This window comes from Arthrobacter sp. NPDC080086 (genome assembly GCF_040702285.1).
The window spans coordinates 1-18,344 of the sequence record NZ_JBFBKP010000013.1 but is presented as its reverse complement, the minus strand read 5'-3'; the positions used below and the strand labels follow the sequence as shown (position 1 = coordinate 18,344).

14 protein-coding genes and 1 tRNA gene are annotated in these 18,344 nt (G+C 68.6%); 6 read left to right on the top strand and 9 right to left on the bottom strand.

Going from position 1 to position 18,344, the window contains the following annotated elements:
- Positions 1 to 15 precede the first annotated feature (15 nt).
- The 7 genes from pknB to AB0305_RS07075 are packed head-to-tail and all read right to left on the bottom strand — an operon-like array spanning position 16 to position 9,667.
- A complete protein-coding gene (gene pknB / locus AB0305_RS07105) occupies positions 16 to 1,977 on the bottom strand; it encodes a Stk1 family PASTA domain-containing Ser/Thr kinase (RefSeq protein WP_364138041.1) in 1,962 nt (653 codons plus the stop codon).
- Positions 1,978 to 1,983: 6 nt separating this feature from the next.
- Entirely contained in the window at positions 1,984 to 3,783 is a 1,800-nt protein-coding gene (locus AB0305_RS07100) for a protein kinase (RefSeq protein ID WP_364138039.1), read from the bottom strand.
- Positions 3,780 to 5,237: a penicillin-binding protein 2 gene (locus AB0305_RS07095; RefSeq protein ID WP_364138037.1), complete on the bottom strand. Its 1,458-nt coding sequence runs from the start codon at positions 5,235 to 5,237 to the stop codon at positions 3,780 to 3,782. Before AB0305_RS07095 ends, AB0305_RS07100 begins: the two co-directional genes overlap by 4 nt.
- Positions 5,234 to 6,697 carry an FtsW/RodA/SpoVE family cell cycle protein gene (locus AB0305_RS07090; RefSeq protein WP_364138035.1) on the bottom strand — a complete coding sequence of 488 codons (1,464 nt, stop codon included), beginning with the start codon at positions 6,695 to 6,697 and terminating at the stop codon, positions 5,234 to 5,236. Before AB0305_RS07090 ends, AB0305_RS07095 begins: the two co-directional genes overlap by 4 nt.
- Positions 6,694 to 8,388 carry a PP2C family serine/threonine-protein phosphatase gene (locus AB0305_RS07085; RefSeq protein WP_364138449.1) on the bottom strand — a complete coding sequence of 565 codons (1,695 nt, stop codon included), beginning with the start codon at positions 8,386 to 8,388 and terminating at the stop codon, positions 6,694 to 6,696. Before AB0305_RS07085 ends, AB0305_RS07090 begins: the two co-directional genes overlap by 4 nt.
- A gap of 59 nt (positions 8,389 to 8,447) precedes the next feature.
- Complete coding sequence (locus tag AB0305_RS07080) at positions 8,448 to 8,930, bottom strand: FHA domain-containing protein (protein ID WP_290257087.1); 483 nt, start codon at positions 8,928 to 8,930, stop codon at positions 8,448 to 8,450.
- Positions 8,927 to 9,667 (bottom strand): DUF3662 and FHA domain-containing protein, encoded by a 741-nt coding sequence (locus tag AB0305_RS07075; RefSeq protein ID WP_364138033.1) that lies wholly within the window; start codon positions 9,665 to 9,667, stop codon positions 8,927 to 8,929. The genes AB0305_RS07080 and AB0305_RS07075 overlap by 4 nt, the downstream gene beginning before the upstream one ends.
- 420 nt (positions 9,668 to 10,087) lie before the next feature.
- Between AB0305_RS07075 and AB0305_RS07070 the strand changes: the two genes are divergently transcribed.
- Positions 10,088 to 10,170 (top strand) — tRNA-Leu (locus AB0305_RS07070).
- A gap of 75 nt (positions 10,171 to 10,245) precedes the next feature.
- On the opposite strand, the gene AB0305_RS07065 is transcribed toward AB0305_RS07070, so the two are convergent.
- The gene (locus AB0305_RS07065) at positions 10,246 to 10,791 is read right to left on the bottom strand and encodes a hypothetical protein (RefSeq protein ID WP_364138031.1); all 546 of its coding nucleotides are present in this window, start codon (positions 10,789 to 10,791) and stop codon (positions 10,246 to 10,248) included.
- A gap of 496 nt (positions 10,792 to 11,287) precedes the next feature.
- Here AB0305_RS07065 and AB0305_RS07060 point away from each other — a divergent pair, with 496 nt between their 5' ends.
- Positions 11,288 to 12,850 carry a CehA/McbA family metallohydrolase gene (locus tag AB0305_RS07060; RefSeq protein WP_364138029.1) on the top strand — a complete coding sequence of 521 codons (1,563 nt, stop codon included), beginning with the start codon at positions 11,288 to 11,290 and terminating at the stop codon, positions 12,848 to 12,850.
- Between the two features lie 19 nt (positions 12,851 to 12,869).
- Here the strand turns inward: AB0305_RS07060 and AB0305_RS07055 are convergent, their stop codons facing one another.
- On the bottom strand, positions 12,870 to 13,556 hold the full coding sequence (locus AB0305_RS07055; RefSeq protein WP_290257084.1) for a TetR/AcrR family transcriptional regulator: 687 nt from the start codon (positions 13,554 to 13,556) through the stop codon (positions 12,870 to 12,872).
- 181 nt (positions 13,557 to 13,737) lie between these two features.
- On the opposite strand from AB0305_RS07055, the gene AB0305_RS07050 reads away from it, so the two are divergent.
- From AB0305_RS07050 to AB0305_RS07035, 4 genes are all read left to right on the top strand, one after another.
- Complete coding sequence (locus AB0305_RS07050) at positions 13,738 to 15,111, top strand: NAD(P)/FAD-dependent oxidoreductase (RefSeq protein WP_364138027.1); 1,374 nt, start codon at positions 13,738 to 13,740, stop codon at positions 15,109 to 15,111.
- Between the two features lie 67 nt (positions 15,112 to 15,178).
- Complete coding sequence (locus AB0305_RS07045) at positions 15,179 to 16,129, top strand: universal stress protein (RefSeq protein WP_364138025.1); 951 nt, start codon at positions 15,179 to 15,181, stop codon at positions 16,127 to 16,129.
- On the top strand, positions 16,126 to 17,664 hold the full coding sequence (locus AB0305_RS07040) for an APC family permease (protein ID WP_364138023.1): 1,539 nt from the start codon (positions 16,126 to 16,128) through the stop codon (positions 17,662 to 17,664). Before AB0305_RS07045 ends, AB0305_RS07040 begins: the two co-directional genes overlap by 4 nt.
- A gap of 66 nt (positions 17,665 to 17,730) precedes the next feature.
- Positions 17,731 to 18,213 (top strand): pyridoxamine 5'-phosphate oxidase family protein, encoded by a 483-nt coding sequence (locus tag AB0305_RS07035; RefSeq protein ID WP_364138021.1) that lies wholly within the window; start codon positions 17,731 to 17,733, stop codon positions 18,211 to 18,213.
- The last annotated feature ends 131 nt before the right edge of the window (positions 18,214 to 18,344 follow it).

Here is an 18,344-nt window from a genome sequence, read left to right as displayed (position 1 = left end):
GGCACTAACCCACGGTCAGAGGCCGCCGAGGAGCCCGCCGGAACTGTTGTTGCCGGAGTCCTTGCCCGTTTTGGTGGGCGTCGGGGTGGGCGTGGGCGTCGGTGTTGGCGCGGGTGCCTTGGCCACGGTCACGGTGATGGTCTTGCCTTGCTCCACGGTGGAGTCCGCGGCGTCGCTCTGGCCCGTGACCTTGCCCGGTTCGACCTGGGAGTTCTCCACCTCGGTGACATTGGCGTTTAGGCCCGCATTCTTCAGTGCGGCCTCCGCCTCGGCCCGCGGCAGGCCGACGAGCTGGGGAACCGCCACCTTGCCGGTGGAGACGACGATCTCGACCGTGCTTCCCACCGCCACGCTCTGGCCGGGCGCGGGGTTGGTGGTGATGACAATCCCGGCAGGAACGGTGGCGCTGTTATTCAGCGTGGTCTTTGGCGCGCCCGTCAGTCCGGTCCGCCGCAGCACGTCGCGGGCGTCCGCCTCGGTCCGGCCGGGCAGGTCCGCGGGAATCTTGATGACGCTGGGTCCCTCGGAGATATTCAGCGTGATGTCCGAGTTCCGCTCCAGGCTGCTGCCTGCCGACGGCACGGTTCCCACCGCGGTTCCCTTGGGAATGGTCTCGTGCTGAACGCGGCTGATCTGCGGCTTGAAACCAACGTTGTAGAGCTTCTGCAACGCCTCGGATTCACTAAGGGATGCCACAGACGGCACGTCGACCTTCGCCACCGGCGCCGGCTGCTGGTTGACCATGTTGTACAACCACAGTCCGCCACCGGCCAGGACCAGCAGGGTGAAAATGATCAGCGTCGCAATCCACATCCGGCGGCGGGACTTCTGCTGGCTGCTGGGCTCGCGTTCGGCTGGCAGGTCCAGCGGCATGCCGCCGCTGTCGGGAACCTCGAGGGCACCGACCGCAGCCCCGCCGTCGTCGTGCCCGTCCAGGGACAGGCGCCCGGTGGGGGCATCGTCAAGGAATTTCGCGCCCGTCAGGGCGAACGCCGCCGTGGGCACGTCGGCCGGGGACTCGACCGTGTTCGTCGGGTCGGTGGGTGCCTCGCTGCTGGGCAGGGCCGCGACGCCGACGCCGTTGCGTGCCGCGCGCAGCGCCTGACGGAACGCGGACGCGTCCTGGAAGCGGTCTGCCCGGTTCTTCTGCAGCGCCTTCGCCAGCACGCTGTCCAAGGCCGGAGAGACCTCCGGGTTGAGGCTGCTGGCCGGCTCCGCGATCTCCCGCACGTGCTGGTACGCGACGGACACCGGGCTGTCGCCAACGAACGGCGGCCGTCCCGTCAGCATCTCGTACAGCAGGCAGCCCGCCGAATACAGGTCACTCCGGGCGTCCACCGTCTCGCCGCGGGCCTGCTCGGGAGACAGGTACTGGGCGGTCCCCACCACGGCCTGCGTCTGGGTCATGGTGGCCGAGGAATCAGCCATGGCACGGGCGATGCCGAAGTCCATCACCTTGACGCTGTTAGTGTCCGGGCAGTACATGACGTTGGCCGGCTTGATGTCCCGGTGCACAATACCGGCCTGGTGGCTGTACTCCAGCGCGGACAGCACGCCCAGCGCGAAGTCGACGGCCTGGTCGATGGTGACGTCCTTGGCGCGGATCAGGTCGCGGATGGTCCTGCCGTCCACGAACTCCATCACGATGTACGGGACCCTGACCTGATCGTCGTGGCCGCCGGGGACGGGATGGTCCCCGGTGTCGAAGACGGCCACGATCGAGGGATGGTTCAGCGCCGCGACGGCCTGCGCCTCGCGTTTGAACCGGGCCTGGAACTGCGGGTCGCGGGCCAGGTCCGGCCGCAGCAGCTTGATTGCGACGGTCCGGCCCAGCCGGGTGTCGAGCCCCCGGTACACGTCCGCCATGCCGCCGCGGCCGATCAGCTCACCCAGCTCATAGCGCCCGCTGAGGACGCGCCGGGTGCTCGCCGTGCCGCTGTCCTCCCGGTGCGAAGGAGTTCGGGGTGAGGTGGTCACAACGGCCTACTTGGTGGGGGTGGGGCTCGGGGACGGGGTCTGCGCCGCCGGGGCGGCAGCCAGGTGGTAGGTCACGACCGACCCGGCCTGGACCTGGGTTCCGGACGCCGGCTCGGAGCTGACAAACGTCCCCTCCTGCTGGTTCTTGGTGCCCGGCAGTGGGTCGCCCTTCTGCCAGCGCAGACCGGCGGCCTCGATGGCCTGCTGCACCGACGTTTCGCTGGCGCCCTGCTTGAACTGGGGCACCGCGACCATCTGGGGACCGGATGAGTACGTCACCGTGATCACGTCACCGCGCTGCACCGGTCCGGAGGGGTTGATGTCCGTGACGGTGCCGGGCGTGGACGGATCCGCTACCTGGTTGCCCTTGACCTGCAGCCCCATTCCGATCAGCTGGCTGCGCACGTCGTTGTACTGCCGTCCCAAATATGACTCCGGCACCAGGTTGATGGCAGGCGGCGTGGACACCGTGGGCGTCGCCGAGCTGACGGTCGGCGTCGGCGTGGGGGTCGACGACGTCGGTGCCGCCGTCGTGGACGCCGGCTTCGACGTCGTGGCGGTGGAGGACGGGAACAGGCTGCCGGCCTGCGAGACCACGATCCCGACCAGGGCGAAGAGCACCAGCAGGATCAGGGCGATCAGCGGCCAGGTCCACGGGCTGCGGCCGCGGCGCTTCGGCTCCTCCTCCGGCTCATAGCCGTCGTAGTCCTCCTCGTCCTCCTCCGGCAGCCAGTTGCGTTCGGCGGCCAGGGCGTCGGCCCGGTTCAGGGCATTGCGCGCGCCGTAGCCGCTGGCGGCCGCGGCACCGGCGGCCAGCCCCGCGGCGGCGCCGGCACCGGCGGCCCCGACGACGGGCAGGGCCGAGGTGCGGTTGTCCCCGCCGATCACGCCGGTAGCGGCGGTCTGGACGCTCGTGGGAGCGGTGACGGGACCGTTGGTGTCCTCGAAGAGCAGCATGCCGGGGACCGCTGCGTGCGCGGCGGCGATGTCACCGTTGCGGATTGCGTCCGCTGCTTCGGCCAGCTTGATAGCGTCGGCCGGGCGGTTCTTTGGATCCTTGGCGAGCATGGACATCAGCAGCGCCCGGACCGGGCGCGGCAGGGTGTCCGGCAGCGGCGGCGGGGCGTCGTTGACCTGGGCCAGGGCGATGGCGATCTGCGATTCGCCCGAGAACGGCCGGTGGCCGGTCAGGCATTCGTAACCGATGACGCCCAGGGAGTAGATGTCCGAGGCGCCGGTGGCCGTCTGCCCGGTGGCCTGCTCCGGGGCCAGGTACTGGGCGGTGCCCATCACCTGGCCCGTCTGGGTGAGGGGAACCTGGTCCGCCAGGCGGGCGATGCCGAAGTCCGTGACCTTGACCCGGCCGTCCGGCGTGATCAGCAGGTTTCCGGGCTTGATGTCGCGGTGTACCAGGCCCTGGGCGTGGGCCACCGACAGCGCCCGCGCGGTCTGCGAAATCATCGACAGGGTCCGCTCCGGCGAGAGCACCTGCTCGTGCTCGATGATGCTGCTCAGCGGCTGGCCGGGCACCAGTTCCATCACCAGGTAGGCCGAGCCCTCCTCCTCGCCGTAGTCGAAGACGTTGGCGATGCCGACGTGGTTGAGCAGGGCGGTGTGCCGAGCCTCGGCCCGGAACCGCTGCAGGAAACCGGGGTCGCCGGTGTATTCCTCCTTGAGGACCTTGATCGCGACGATCCGGCCGAGGATTAGATCCTTGGCCTTCCAGACCTCGCCCATACCGCCGATCGCAATCCGGGTGGTCAGCTGGAATCTGCCGCCGAGGGTGATACCCGATGAAGGCCTCACTTGTTCAACACCGCCTCAAAAATCTTCTTCGCATTAGGACTGGTTAGCTGTGCTCCGGTGGTGATGTCCACGCCTTGCATGACGATGGTGACAGCCACTTGCGGGTCATTGGCCGGGGCGAACCCGGTAAACCACGAGTTGTTCTTCCCGTCGCCGAGTTCCGCGGTGCCGGTCTTGCCGGCCACCTGGACGCCCGGAACGGCCGCGCCCTTGGCGATGCCGTCGCTGACCACGCTGGCCATCCACTCGCTGATCTGCCGGGCGATCTCCGGCGTCGTGGAGGTCCGCAGTGACTCCGGCTTCGGTTCGTTGATGATCCGCAGATCGGGGGCCCGGAGGGTCTTGATCAGGTTCGGTTTCATTTCGACGCCGCCGTTGGCGATCGCCGAGGTCATCAGGTTGATCTGCAACGGGGTGGCCCGCACGTCGCGCTGGCCGATCGCGGACTGCGCCAGGCCGGCGTCGTCCAGCGGTTCGGTCGGGAAGAAGCTCTTCGCCGAGTCCAGCTTCAGCTGGTCGCCGAAGTCCTGGCCGAAGCCGAACTTGGCCGCCTGGTCCGCGATGGCCTTCTGGCCCAGGTCGAGTGCGATCTTGGCGAAGGGGGTGTTGCAGGACTGCTGCAGGGCGAACGCGAAGGACGCCGTATCCCTGGTGTAGCAGTTGCCGCCGGCGTAGTTCGGCAACTTGTACTGGATGCCGGGAAACGGCAGCTCCGCCGGGTTGGGCAGTTCGCTGTCCTTGTTGTACTTCCCGGAGCCCAGGGCGGCGGCGGTGTCGATGATCTTGAACACCGAGCCGGGTGCCAGCAGCGCGCCGGTGGGGCCGCTGACCGACTGGTTCAGGTTGATGCCCGGGATCTTGTTCAACGCCGTGATGTTCGCGGCCTCGGCGTCGCTGTCCTGCGTCGCCACGAGGTTCGGGTTGTAGGACGGCTTGGACACCATCGCCAGGATGGCGCCGGTCTTCGGGTTGGTCACCACGATCGAGCCGCGCTGGCCGTCCGGAATCAGGTCGTAGGCGAGTTTCTGGATCTTCGGATCCAGGGTCAGCTCCACCGAGGCGCCCTTGGGCTGGTTGCCCAGGAAGAGCTGGCCGACGCGGTCCAGGAACAGCTGGTCCGAGCTGCCGGCGAGCTGCTCATTCATGGCCAGCTCCATGCCGGTCAGGCCATAGTTCCGGGAGAAGTAGCCGGTGACGCCCGCGTAGAGCTCCGGCTGCGTGTAGGTGCGCTGGAACTGGCAGCTTTCACTGCCCGGCACGGACTGGGCGATCGGGGTGCCGCCGACGATGATGGCGCCCCGGTCGTTGCAGTAGTTCTGGATCAGTGTGCGGGTGTTCCAGGCGTTGGCCTTCAGTTCGTCGGCGCCAACCACCTGCACGTAGCTCAGGGCCCCGAAGATCAGCGCGAACATGGCGATCGCGGCGATCCAGGAGTTTCGGATGGCCTGGTTCACAGGGAGGTCACCGCCTCGGTCGGAGCGTCTGGACTGGAAGGTTTGCCGGGCCGGGGCGCGGGGGCGGCCGCGGGCTTCGGCGGGACGGCCGGTGCGTCGGCGCGGGTCTCGGGAGCCTGGCCCGGCGGCAGCGGCGTGGTGTCGACCGGGCCGCGGGCGGTGTGCGAGATCATCAGCAGCAGCCCCACGATGATCCAGTTCGCCAGCAGCGACGAACCGCCGGCGGCCAGGAACGGCGTGGTGAGGCCCGTGAGCGGGATCAACCGGGTGACGCCGCCGATGACGACGAAGCACTGAAGCGCGACGGCGAAGGACAGGCCCGTGGCCAGCAGCTTCCCGAACGCGTCCCGGGTGCCCAGGGCGGCGCGGAAGCCGCGGGTGAAGAGCAGCAGGTACATGAGCACGATTGCGAACAGTCCGATCAGGCCCAGTTCCTCACCGAAGGAGGCGACGATCATGTCGCTGTTGGCGAAGGGGACCAGGTTGGGCCGGCCCTGGCCCAGGCCGGTGCCGACGAGGCCGCCGTTGGCCATGCCGAAGAGACCCTCGACAATCTGGCGGCTGCCGCCGAACTCGCGGCCGTAGACCTCCTCCGTGAACGCGTTCCACCAGCCGTCGATCCGGAGCGCCACGTGGGAGAAGACCTTGGCGGCAGCGAACCCGCCGGCCACCATCAGGACGACGCCGATGATGACCCAGCTGATCCGGCTGGTGGCGACGTAGATCATCACCAGGAACAGGCCGAAGAACAGGATGGAGGTGCCCAGGTCGCGCTGGAAGATCAGCACGCCGATGCTGACCAGCCAGGCCGTGATCATCGGGCCCATGTCCTTGATGCGGGGGAACTGCACGGGGCCGACCTTGCGGCCGGCGAGCAGGATGAGGTCCCGGTTCGAGGAAAGATACCCGGCGAAGAATATGGCGAGGGTGATCTTGGCGACCTCGCCGGGCTGGAAGGTCATCGAGCCCAGCTTGATCCAGACGCTGGCGCCGAGCACCTCGCCGGCGGAGATGCCGGGGACCAGGGGGAGGACCAGCAGCACCGCACTCGCGGCGAGTGAGATGTAGGTAAACCGCCGCAGCAGGCGGTGGTCCTTGAGGAAGAATACGACGGCGATGGCGACGGCCATGGCCACCAGCGTCCACCGGAGCTGGTTGTTGCCGGTGTCCTCGCCGACGCGGTCGAGGCGGTGGATCATGGCCAGGCCCAGGCCGTTGAGGGCAATGACCAGCGGAAGTATTACCGGATCGGCATACTTGGCCCGGAACCGCAGCACCAGGTGGAAGGCCAGGGCGGCGGCGGTCAGCAGCCCGGACTGGAACCAGAAGTCTGTGTCGAAGGCCTTTTGCCGGTCCACACCCACGAGTGCGTTGGCGCCGATGCCGACCAGGAGAGCCAGGATCAGCAGGACCAATTCGACGTTGCGACGGGGCTTGGGCGTGGGATCGATGGGGGTCATTTTGATCCCTCGCAGTTGGGTGTGGGGGTGGGCCGGGCGGAGCCGGACGGCGCCGGGGCGGCCGCGGAGCCGGACGGCGAAGCGGTCGCCTGCCCGCTGGGGCTGGCCGATCCGGTGGGGCTGACCGTGCCGGTGGGGCTGGGGCTGGGGGAGGGCGTCAGGCACTCATCGGCGGGGGAGGTCAGGCCTGTGCGTTCCAGGTTCTTCACGATCCGCTGCGCGTCGTACAGGTCCCGGGCCGGGACGGTCTGGCGGACGCGCTGCTGGGAGAACTCGGGCAGGTCGGACATCTTGATGTCGGTGACCGTCTCCAGGGTGGAGAGCGGAATCGGCCCCAGCTGCTGGGAGACGCCGTTGAAGATGGCCACGTGCTGGTTGTGTTCCCCGATGTAGTACCGGGTCTGGGTCCAGGCGTAGCCCAGCCACAGTCCGAGCCCCAGCACGATCGCGATGGCGGCGGCTATCGAGATGGTCAGCCAGCGGCGGCGCTTGACCGGCGGCTTGATCTCGTCGGTTTCCTCGCGGGCCGGATCGGCCTTGTGGGTAAGGACGGTTGCGGCGCGTCGGGCCACGGTGCGGCCGGCGATCGACGGAATGGATCCGCTCTCGGCGGCGGAGGCGGCGGCACCGACGAGTTCGTGCGGGCGGCTGGACAGTTCCTCGCGCAGCACCTCGGCGGAGAGATGCTCGCCGAGGTTGGGGTCGGTGGCCGGGGACGGCTCGTCCGCGGGCTTTCCGGCGTCGCCGTCCTTGACCCCGTCGCCGGTGGTGTTTTTGGAACCGGGCATGCTGGCCGCGTAGGTGCTGCCGGCCGCATCGGTTTCCGCGGTGGCTGACGCACCGGCGGCTGCGCCGGCAGCAGGCTTGGCGGAGGGCTTGCCGGCGTCGGTCGTCTCGGCGGGGGGCTGCACGGTGGCGGACACGGCTCGGGGCAGCACCACCTCAACTGCGGCGGTGTTGACGTCGTCACCGGTCTGCTCGGCGATGTCGAGCACCACCACGGTCACGTTGTCCGGGGAACCCGCCTCGAGGGTGAGGTCCACCAGCGTTTCGGCGCATTCGCGCAGGCTCTTCGTCTCGCGGATGGTCCGTTCCACTACGTGGCCAGCCACGTAGTTCAGGCCGTCCGAGCAGAGCAGCCAGCGTTCCCCGGGCTGGACGTCGAGGATGTCCAGGTCGAGTTCGGGGCTGGCGTCCACGTCGCCCAGGACGCGCATCAGGACGTTCTTGTGCGGGTGGGTTTCGGCTTCCTCCGGGCGGAGGCGGCCCTCGTCGATGAGCCGCTGCACGAAGGTGTGGTCCACGCTGACCTGCTCGAAGACCCCGTTACGCAGCCGGTAGGCACGGGAGTCGCCGATGTGGGCGAAGTGCAGCTTGCCGCCGGCCAGCAGGAGGGCGGTCACGGTGGTGCCCATGCCGGCGAGCTTCGGGTTCATGTGGACCAGCTCGGAGAGCAGGGAGTTGGCCGTCTGGATCTCGTCGGCCAGGACGGTGTCCGCCTCGCCGGCCGCGGTGTCGTAATCGTCGCGGTCCAGGTGGATCATGTCCAGCACGGTCGCGGCGGAGGCGACGTCACCGCCGGCGTGGCCGCCCATGCCGTCCGCGACGACGGCGAGGTGCCGGCCGACGTAGGCGGAGTCGTCGTTCTTGGAGCGGACGCGGCCGACGTCGGAGCGCGCGGCGTAGCGCATGATGAGCGGCCGCTCCTGGGCAGATGCCTGGTTCGCGGGGGTTTGGGTAGCAGCCACGGCTACGGCCTCAATTCAATGACCGTCTTGCCGATTCGCACGGGGACACCCAGCTCCACCGGGAGGGCCCGGGTCAGCTGCTGCTCTGCGAGATAAGTGCCGTTGGTGGAACCGAGGTCCTCGATGAACCAGCGGCTGCCCTGCGGGAACAGGCGGGCGTGCCGGCCGGAGGCATAGTCGTCCTCGAGGACCAGGGTGGCTTCCTGCGCGCGGCCCAGCAGGATGGGGCTGGCCGCCAGCGGCAGGGTGGTGCCCTTGAGGGGACCCTCCGTCACCACGAGCTGGCGGGCCTGCTGCTTCACCGGCGCCGGTGCGGGCTCGGCCAGGGAGGGGTTGCGTCGTACCTGCCGGGCCGTGGGGGCACCGGCGGCGGCCTTCCGGCCGATCATCAGGTCGCGCCGCATGGCCGAGACAATGCTGAAGATGAGGACCCAGAGCAGGATGAGGAAGCCAAACCGCAGGGCCGTGATGGTCAGTTCGCTCACGGGCGGCCGCCCTGGCTGGGGGGCAGAAGGCGGAAGATGATCTTGGTCCGTCCCATGGTGATGGTGGCGCCGTCGGAGAGTTCCGCGGAGCCGACTACTTTGTGTCCGTCGACGTAGCTGCCGTTGGTGGAACCCAGGTCGATGGCCTGGGCCGTGCCGTGGCCGGTCCGGATTTCCAGGTGCCGGCGTGAGACGCCCGTGTCATCGATCAGGATGTCCGCCTCCGAGGAGCGGCCGAGGACGACCGAGGGCGCATTCAGCGAATACCGCTGGCCGTTGATGTCGAGCACCGGCTGCAGGTTCGCCGCGGGCTGGCGTGACGGCGTGACCGGCATCGGCGTGGGCCCGGCGGCCGGGGCCCCACCGGACTTTTCGGTTCGGGAGCTGATGTCGAAGTCGCCTGCCTTGCGGTCGCCGTCGTGGCGGAAGCTGATCCGCACGGGACCCTGCAGGGTGTAGCCCTGGCTGCGGACGTGGTTGATGACGACGTCGCACAGTTCTTCGGCCAGCGGGGTTCCCCATTCCTGGGCCCGTTCGAAATCGTCTCCGCTTAGCAGTACATCGAAGACGTTGGGGGCCAGGGTGCGGCCGGCGGCGATGGTGATGGCCTTATCGTCCACCTCGCGGCGGAGGTGGCTGGCGATCTCGACCGGCTCTACCCGCGCCCGGGAACCGGTGGAGAAGACGCCGCGGACGGCCTTTTCAATGCCGCGCTCGACCTTGTCTAGCAAGCCCATGGTCCCTCTCCTTTCCTGACAGCTGCGGGGCAGCGTTTTGTTCCGGAACTCGGTTTCCAACTAACGCGGGAGTCCACCGGGATCGGGCACTCCTACATCAGATACTACTGTCCATGGCTGGGAATGGCCTTAATGCGGCCCGCCGTCGGGGCTGTTATTCCCAGGGTCGCCACCGGCGCTGACGTGGGCGGACGCCCGGGAGGGCGGCAGTGTGACGGCGGCCGGACGGGGCGGGCAGCCGCCCGGCCGCGGGCCAGGAAAGCGGGTGTGCGGCGGTCGAAAATGGCCCCTTGGGACGCCTCCAGGAGGGGCTGAAACGGCCGATTAGTGTTTTCCCGCAGGTGTCCGTTATGCTTGATCTCGCTGCTTTCACGAGGCGGAGGTTCCGGAAACGGACTACTGCCGAGCGGAAGAAGTTGCGCGCGAGTGGCGGAACGGCAGACGCGCTGGCTTCAGGTGCCAGTGTCCGAAAGGGCGTGGGGGTTCAAATCCCCCCTCGCGCACGCATAAAAGAACCCCGGTCTTAGGACCGGGGTTCTTTTTGTCTCTACCCACGCGTAGCGGCTCGGGCGTGACTCCTACGGAGAGACGGTCAGGGACGCGACTGGCTGGAGGATTGGGTTGGTGACGGTGACCTTGATCGGGCCTGGGGCCACATCGAAATTCACGAAACCCCGGTTCTTGTCGCCGACGGCAACTGGACTGGAGCCGATGATGCCGTCGCCGAATATCGCGATGTCAGCCTTGCGGCCGTCTGCGTCTTTGGCGTCGAAATACATCGGATTGGAGCTCGTCGTGCCCTTCTCGGTCTCCCAGAGGACGTCCAGCTGCAGGAACTTACCGTTCTTGGACTTCGGGGCGAACTGGTTGGTGCTGATCGAATCAACGAACTTGGCCGAGAGAATGGTGATCTTGGCGACGTTGCCATTGCCCATGTCCGCGGTGAACGGTGTGCCGACGGTCGGCTCGGCGGCCTTGGCATCGGCGGGTGCTGCGGCGGCCGCGGGGGCTGCGTTAGTGGAACCGTTGGGGCTGGGGGCCGAGGATGCGGTAGTGGATCCGCCGCAGCCGGCGAGGAGGAGGGGGACGACGATGAGCGCTGTGAGCGCCGGGTTCTTCTTCATGGTTTGCTTTCTGTCCGCGAAATGTTGATGGCGGAGCACCAAAAGAAAAACAGCGTCCCCCAACGGGGTGAAATTACCCCCGCATAGGTTTCCCGGACAGGGTCCGAAGGCCCGGAATCAGACGAAGGACCCCGGAGCCCCGGAGGCACTATCGCCCTCTCCTTGGCCAGGATCACGACGTCGAGCTGGGGGCGATCGCGGTCGCTCCATGGGCGCCCGGGGCCACAGGACTAGCTTCTTTCCGTTGGCCAGTTCGTCCTTCTTGTGGGCAAAGGTTCTGTTCCGATCCGGCGGCAATAGAGGTGGCGCGACGTGCTGAAGTCAGAGACTCTTCGAAGTCAGACTATGTGAATGGAAAAATGCGCTTGCCGAGGCGCAGGTGCGGCCAGCTCCGCTACTGCCCCGGACACCCGACGGCGGTATTCCCAGCGGACGTTCACATCCCGGCCAACCCGTGCCCCCCGGGAGTTCAGCTGCCGCCGTGAGCATGGTCCGCGTGACTTCACCATGCAAGGCCCACGAGGCCATCACCCCCGCTCTTTCTCCCAGCCGCAGAGGCTTCCTCGCCGCCGCCATGACCGGCGCGGCCCTGACGCTGGCCCCCATGAACTTCGCGGCCGCCGCCGACGGCAGCGCCACCACCAAAACCCTCACTGGCCACCTCGATCCCGGTGCCGCCGACTTCGTCTACCTGCCGGTCGAGGTCCCCGCCGGGGTCAACAAGATCAGCGTCAGCTACAGCTACAGCAAGCCCTCCGTCGCCGCCGGCCTGCTGAACAACGCCTGCGACATCGGCGTCTTCGACGAGAAGGGCACCGCGCTCTCCGGCAAGGGATTCCGTGGCTGGTCCGGCGGATTCCGGACCGAATTCTTCATCAGCGCCGCCGAGGCCACCCCCGGCTACCTGCCCGGCCCCGTGGGAAAGGGCACCTGGAACATCGCGCTCGGCCCCTACCAGGTGGCCGAACAGGGCATGGACTACACCGTCACTGTCACCCTGGACTTCGGCCCGGACGCCGCACCCTACCGTCCGCAATATCCGCCGCAGCAGGTGGCCGGCAAGGGGCCGGGCTGGTACCGCGGCGACGCGCATCTCCACACCGTCTACTCCGACGGCAAGCGGACTCCCGGGGAAGTCGCCGCGGGTGCCCGTGCCGGCCGCCTGGACTTCATGATCAGCACCGACCACAACACCCCGGCCTCACACGGCGCCTGGGGCCCGCTGGCCGGCAACGACCTCCTGATCCTCACCGGTGAGGAGGTCACCACCCGCAACGGCCACTACCTGGCGCTGGGGCTGGAACCGGGCGACTGGATCGACTGGCGCTACCGCGCCCGGGACAAGGGCTTCGAGCAGGAGGCGCAGCACATCCACGCCTCCGGCGGCCTGGTGGTCCCCGCCCACCCCTACTGCCCCTACGTGGCCTGCCGCTGGAAGTTCGGCTACGACGACGCCGACGCCGTGGAGGTCTGGACCGGCCCGTGGACCGCCGATGACGAGTACGCCATCAACACCTGGGACTCGATGCTGGCCCAGTCGGCCCGCACCGGCGGCCGCTGGCTGCCCGCCATGGGCAACAGCGACGCCCACAGCGCACCGCAGGTGATCGGCTTCCCGCACAATGTGGTCTACGCGAAGGCGCTGTCCCGGGACGGCGTGCTGGAAGGCATCCGCAACGGGCGCAGCTGGATCGCCGAGTCCGCGGACATCACCGTTGACTTCGGCGTCGCCGTCGGCGGCCGCACCGCCGGCGTGGGCGAGCGGATCGCGGCGGCACCGGACGCGCGGGTCACCGTCACGGCCAAGGTCTCCGGCGTCGCCAACGGCGTGGTCCGGTTCATCACCGACGAGGGCCAGACCCAGCAGTTCGCCCTGCCCGCCTCCGGGATGGGCACCTGCACCTGGCTGACGACGCCGCAGCTCGCGGCATACATCCGGGTGGAGGTCCGGCACCCGCTGCCCGACGGGACGGCCAGCAACGGGACGGCGATGGGCACCACGCTCCAGCTCGGTCCCATGGCGGCGCTGACCAACCCGGTTTTCCTCGACGCCAAGTAGCCCGCCCGGAAGGCTGCGCCTAGGACCTCAGGGCGCCGAAGCCCGCGATCAGCGCCTCAAGGCCCAGGCTGAAGGCGGTGTCCGCCTGGTTGGCGTAGCCTTCCGTGCCGAGGCTGGCGACGGCGGCCGTGAAGTTCGGCGTCGACGCGGCCAGGCTGCCGGCGTCGAAGATGTCCGCCGGCGCCGTGACGTCGTAAGCCGAACCGAAGATAAAGGACTCCAGCGCCACGATGGCCGCGACAATCCGGTCCTGCGGGAAGCCCGCGCGGCGGAAACCGGCGCTGACCGCCTCGTACATGGCCAGGGTCTTCGGCGCGTCCGCCACCGGCAGCACGGCAATGACCGGAATCAGCGGCGTGTGGCGGGAGAACACGTCCCGGTAGCTCCAGGCCCACTCCCGTACGGCCTGCTCCCACGGCAGGGTCTCGAACGCCGAGACGTCGACGAACGAGGTCAGGTGGTCCTGCACCAGCACCAGCACCTCGCGCTTGGAGGCGACGTGGTTGTACAGGGCCGACGGCGCCACGTTCAGCGTCTTCGCGAGGGCGGCCATGGTGAACCCGTCGTAGCCGCTCTTGCGCACCAGTTGCAGGGCCGCGGCGGTGATGCCGTCCTGGTCCAGGACCGCGGCGGCGGGGCGGCCGACGCGGCGGCGCGAGACCGCCGGGCGGTGCGGTTCCGTGGTGGCGTTGCTGGCTGCCGGCATGCCCTGCCCTTCTCTTCCTGCGGATCCGGGAGGCTCCCGGCGGGTGTCCTCTGGATTATTCCACCGACGGCAACCTTGCGCCGAGGTCTTCCCTCCGCGCCCCTCCGGCGTTATAGTCGTCACTAAATGAATGGCATTCATTTAGTGGTCCGCATCACTCAGCGGACCCGGAGAGGACATCATGCTGGAATTTGACCGCGACGTCGCCATCGTAGGAGCGGGCCCCGCGGGCCTGACCGCGGCCCGCGAACTGCGGAAGGCCGGGCTGAGCGTGGCCGTGCTGGAGGCCCGCGACCGCGTGGGCGGCCGGACCTGGACCAACACCATCGACGGCGCCATGCTGGAAATCGGCGGCCAGTGGGTCTCCCCGGACCAGACCGCCCTCCTGGAACTGCTGGACGAACTCGGGCTCGAAACCTACGACCGCTACCGCGACGGCCAGGCCGTCTACCTCGGAGCCGACGGCAAGCGCACCCTCTACACCGGGGAAACCTTCCCGGTCAGCGAGACGACGGCGGCCGAGATGGCCAAGCTGACCGACCTGCTGGACACCCTCGCCGCCGAGATCGGCCCCACCGAGCCGTGGGCCCACCCCAAGGCCCGCGAGCTGGACACCATCTCCTTCCACCACTGGCTCCGCCAGAACTCCACCGACGAGGAAGCCTGCAACAACATCGGCCTCTTCATCGCCGGCGGCATGCTCACCAAGCCGGCACACGCGTTCTCCGCCCTGCAGGCCGTGCTGATGGCAGCGTCGGCCGGCTCCTTCACCCACCTCACCGACGAGGACTTCATCCTGGACAAGCGCGTGGTGGGCGGCATGCAGCAGGTCTCCGTGCTCCAGGCGGCGGAACTGGGCGACGACGTCGTCCTCTCCAGCCCTGTGCGCAGCATCACCTGGGCGGACGACACCGCCACCGTGGTTTCCGACCGTGCCACCGTCACCGCGCGCTACGTCATCATGGCCGTCCCGCCGAACCTGTACTCCCGCGTCTCCTACAACCCCCCGCTGCCGCGCCGCCAGCACCAGATGCACCAGCACCAGTCCCTGGGCCTGGTCATCAAGGTCCACGCCGTCTACAGCTCGCCGTTCTGGCGCGAGGAGGGCCTCTCCGGCACCTGCTTCGGCGCCGACGCCCTGGTCCAGGAGGTCTACGACAACACCAACCACGAGGACCCCCGCGGGACCCTGGTGGGCTTCGTCTCGGACGAGAAGGCGGACGCCATGTTCGAACTCAGCGCCGAGGACCGCCGCCGCGCCATCCTCGAATCGATCGCCGGGTTCCTGGGCCCGAAGGCGCTGGAGCCGGAGGTCTACTACGAATCCGACTGGGGCTCGGAAGAGTGGACCCGCGGAGCCTATGCCGCCAGCTACGACTTGGGCGGCCTGCACCGCTACGGCAAGGACCAGCACGCCCCCGTCGGTCCCATCCACTGGGCCTCCTCCGACCTCGCGGCCGAGGGATACCAGCACGTCGACGGCGCCATCCGGATGGGCCGCCAGGTGGCAGCCCGCATCGTCGCCGCCGCCGACCGGCTCCCGGCCGGCCGCTGATCCGGCGCGCCACCCCGTGACCCAGCTTGTGACCCAGTCCAGCACCCAACCAGAGAGGTCGGTCAGTATGCGATATGTAGTGGGATATTCCGCGAACGCCAGAGGCCGCGACGCCGTCAACCTGGCCGTCTCCCTGGCCCGCGGCCGCGGCGCCGCCCTGGACCTCGTCGTCGCCATTCCGGAGGCCGCGCCGTTCAACGCCGCGCACGCCCCCGCCGCCGGCTACGACAACTACCTGCACCAACAGGCGCAGGAATGGCTCGACGAGGGGCTGCGGCTGATCCCCGCGGACGTGCCCGCCTCGGCGCATATCCGCAGCGGAGAATCGGACGCCCAGACCCTGATCGATGCCTGCGACGAGTTCGGCGCCGACATGCTGGTCATCGGCGCCACCAGCAACGGGCTGTTTAAGCGGTTCACCGTGGGCTCCGTGGCCGGCGCCCTGCTGCACGCCGCCACCGTACCGGTGGCCCTGGCGCCGCACGGCTACCACCGGCGCGAAGCGCTGACCCGGGTCAGCTGCGGGCTGGGCGACCGGCCCGGCGCCGAGGAACTGCTGGATTACGCGGTGTCGATGGCCACCAACCGGCACGTCCCGCTGCGCGTCGTCTCGCTGCTCACCCTCGACGAGGGCGACTCGGCCGAGGCCGCGGAAGCCGCCCGAGCGTACGCCGCCCGGCACCTCGCCGCCGCCCTGCCGTCCGCCGGCACTGCGGGGGAGTCCGGCAGCCCAGGCGCCGACGGCGGGCCCGCCGCGGCCGCCCACCCCTCCGACGTCGTCGTGGCCCAGGGCCGCAGCGTCGAGGAGGCCGTGGACCGGCTCGACTGGGAGGACGGCGAAATCCTGCTGATCGGCTCCAGCCGGCTGGCCCGGCACCGCTCCATCTTCCTGGGCAGCACCGCCAACCGGATCCTGCGCGCCCTGCCGGTTCCCATGATCGTGGTCCCCAGCGACTACGAGCTCAAGAGCCCGTCCCATTCACCGTCGAATGACCCATCCCGAGAGGCACAAGCATGAGCATCAAACACGCGACGTCCGGCGCCGCCGGCACCGTGCAGCAGCACGGTCTGAGCGAGAAGGGCCTGAAGGCCGGCTCGGTGGGCCTGATCGGGGCCGTGGTCATCGGCGTTTCCTGCATCGCCCCCGCCTACACCCTCACCGCCGCGCTCGGCCCCACCGTCTCCGAGGTGGGCGTCCACCTGCCGGCGATCTTCCTGGTCGGCTTCATCCCCATGCTGCTGGTGGCCCTGGGCTACCGCGAGCTGAACAACGCCATGCCCGACGCCGGCACCTCCTTCACCTGGGCCTCCCGGGCGTTCGGACCTTGGATCGGCTGGATGGGCGGCTGGGGCCTGATCGCGGCCACCATCATCGTGCTTTCCAACCTGGCCGCCGTCGCCGTCGACTTCTTCTATCTGATGCTCGCCCAGATCTTCAACAACCCCGAACTGGGCGACCTGACCAAGGTGCTGCCGCTGAACATCGCCACCACCCTGGTCTTCATCGCCCTTGCCTGCTGGATCTCCTACCGCGGCATGGAAACCACCAAGACCGTGCAGTACGTCCTGGTGGGCTTCCAGCTGCTGGTGCTGGGCTGGTTCGCCATTGCGGCGTTCAGCCACGTGGCCAACGGCACCGCCTTCGACGCCACCGCGATCGCCCCGGACTGGTTCAACCCGTTCGCCGTCGAATCCTTCTCCGCCTTCGCCGCCGGCGTCTCACTCTCGATCTTCATTTACTGGGGCTGGGACGTCACCCTGACGATGAACGAGGAAACCCGCAACCCGGAGAAGACGCCGGGCCGCGCCGCCACCGTCACCGTCCTGGTGATCGTGATCATCTACATGACGGTCGCACTGGCCACCCTGGCGTTCGCCGGCGTCGGCGAGGAAGGCCTGGGTGCCGGCAACCCCGAGAACCAGGGCAGCATCTTCGCGATCCTCGCCGGACCGGTCATGGGCCCCTTCGCGATCCTGATGTCCCTGGCCATCCTCAGCAGCTCCGCGGCCTCCCTGCAGTCCACCTTCGTCTCGCCGGCCCGCACGCTGCTCTCGATGGGCCACTACCGGGCGCTGCCGGCAAAGTTCGGCACCATCAGCCCCAGCTACAAGTCCCCGAGCTTCGCCACGATCGCCTCCGCGGCCGCGGCCGCCGGCTTCTACGTCATCACCCGCACCCTGTCCGAGAACGCCCTCTGGGACACCATCACCGCGCTGGGCATGATGATCTGCTTCTACTACGGCATCACCGCCCTGGCCTGCGTCTGGTTCTTCCGCGCCCAGGCGTTCCGCGGTGCGCACTCGTTCTTTTTCAAGTTCCTGGCACCCCTGCTGGGCGGCGTGATCCTGCTGGTCATGTTCGTCAAGACCGCCTACGACTCGATGGACCCCGAGTACGGCTCCGGCTCCTCGATCGGCGGCCTGGGCCTGGTGTTCATCCTGGGAATGGGCGTGATCCTGCTGGGCGTGGTCCTGATGCTGGTGATGGCCAGGCTGCGGCCGGAGTTCTTCCGCGGCCAGGTACTCTCCCGCGGACGGCAGCTTGAAAACTAAGCACCCTTATCAATAGGCTGGCGGCAGGAGGACTTCCCTCCGGACTTCTCAAGACGAGGTGAGCACATGTCGGACGCGCAGGACATCAGCAAGGTGACGGACATCATCAACCATTCCCGGATTGGAATGTTCACCACCATCAACGAAAAGAACGCCCTGGTCAGCCGTCCGCTGGCGGTCCAGGACGTGGAGAACGACGGCGACATGTGGTTCTTCACGTCGCAGGACACCTCCCAGGTGGCCCACGTGAAGGCCAACCCCGCCGTGAACGTCTCCTTCGGCAAGGGCACCGAGTGGGTTTCCGTGGCCGGGACCGCGGAGATCGTCACCGACCGCCAGGCGATCCGCGACCGCTGGAACCAGGCCGTCGAGGCCTGGTTCCCGGACGGCCCGGAAACCCCCGGCGTGGTCCTGCTGCGGGTCGACTCGGACTCCGCCGAGTACTGGACCAGCCCGGGCGGCACCGCGGCCACCGTGCTGCAGTGGGTCAAATCCAAGGTCACCAACAGCCGGATGAGCGTGGGCGAGAGCGGCACCGTCGAGCTCTAGCTCTTACGGCCCCGAACCACGACGGCGGGCGGTCCGGTCTGATGACCGGGGCGCCCCCCCGCGGTTGGGTCAGATGGCGCGAATTAGAAGGCGGTTTACCCGGTGTGCCAGGTGAATGAGTCGGAAGCCGG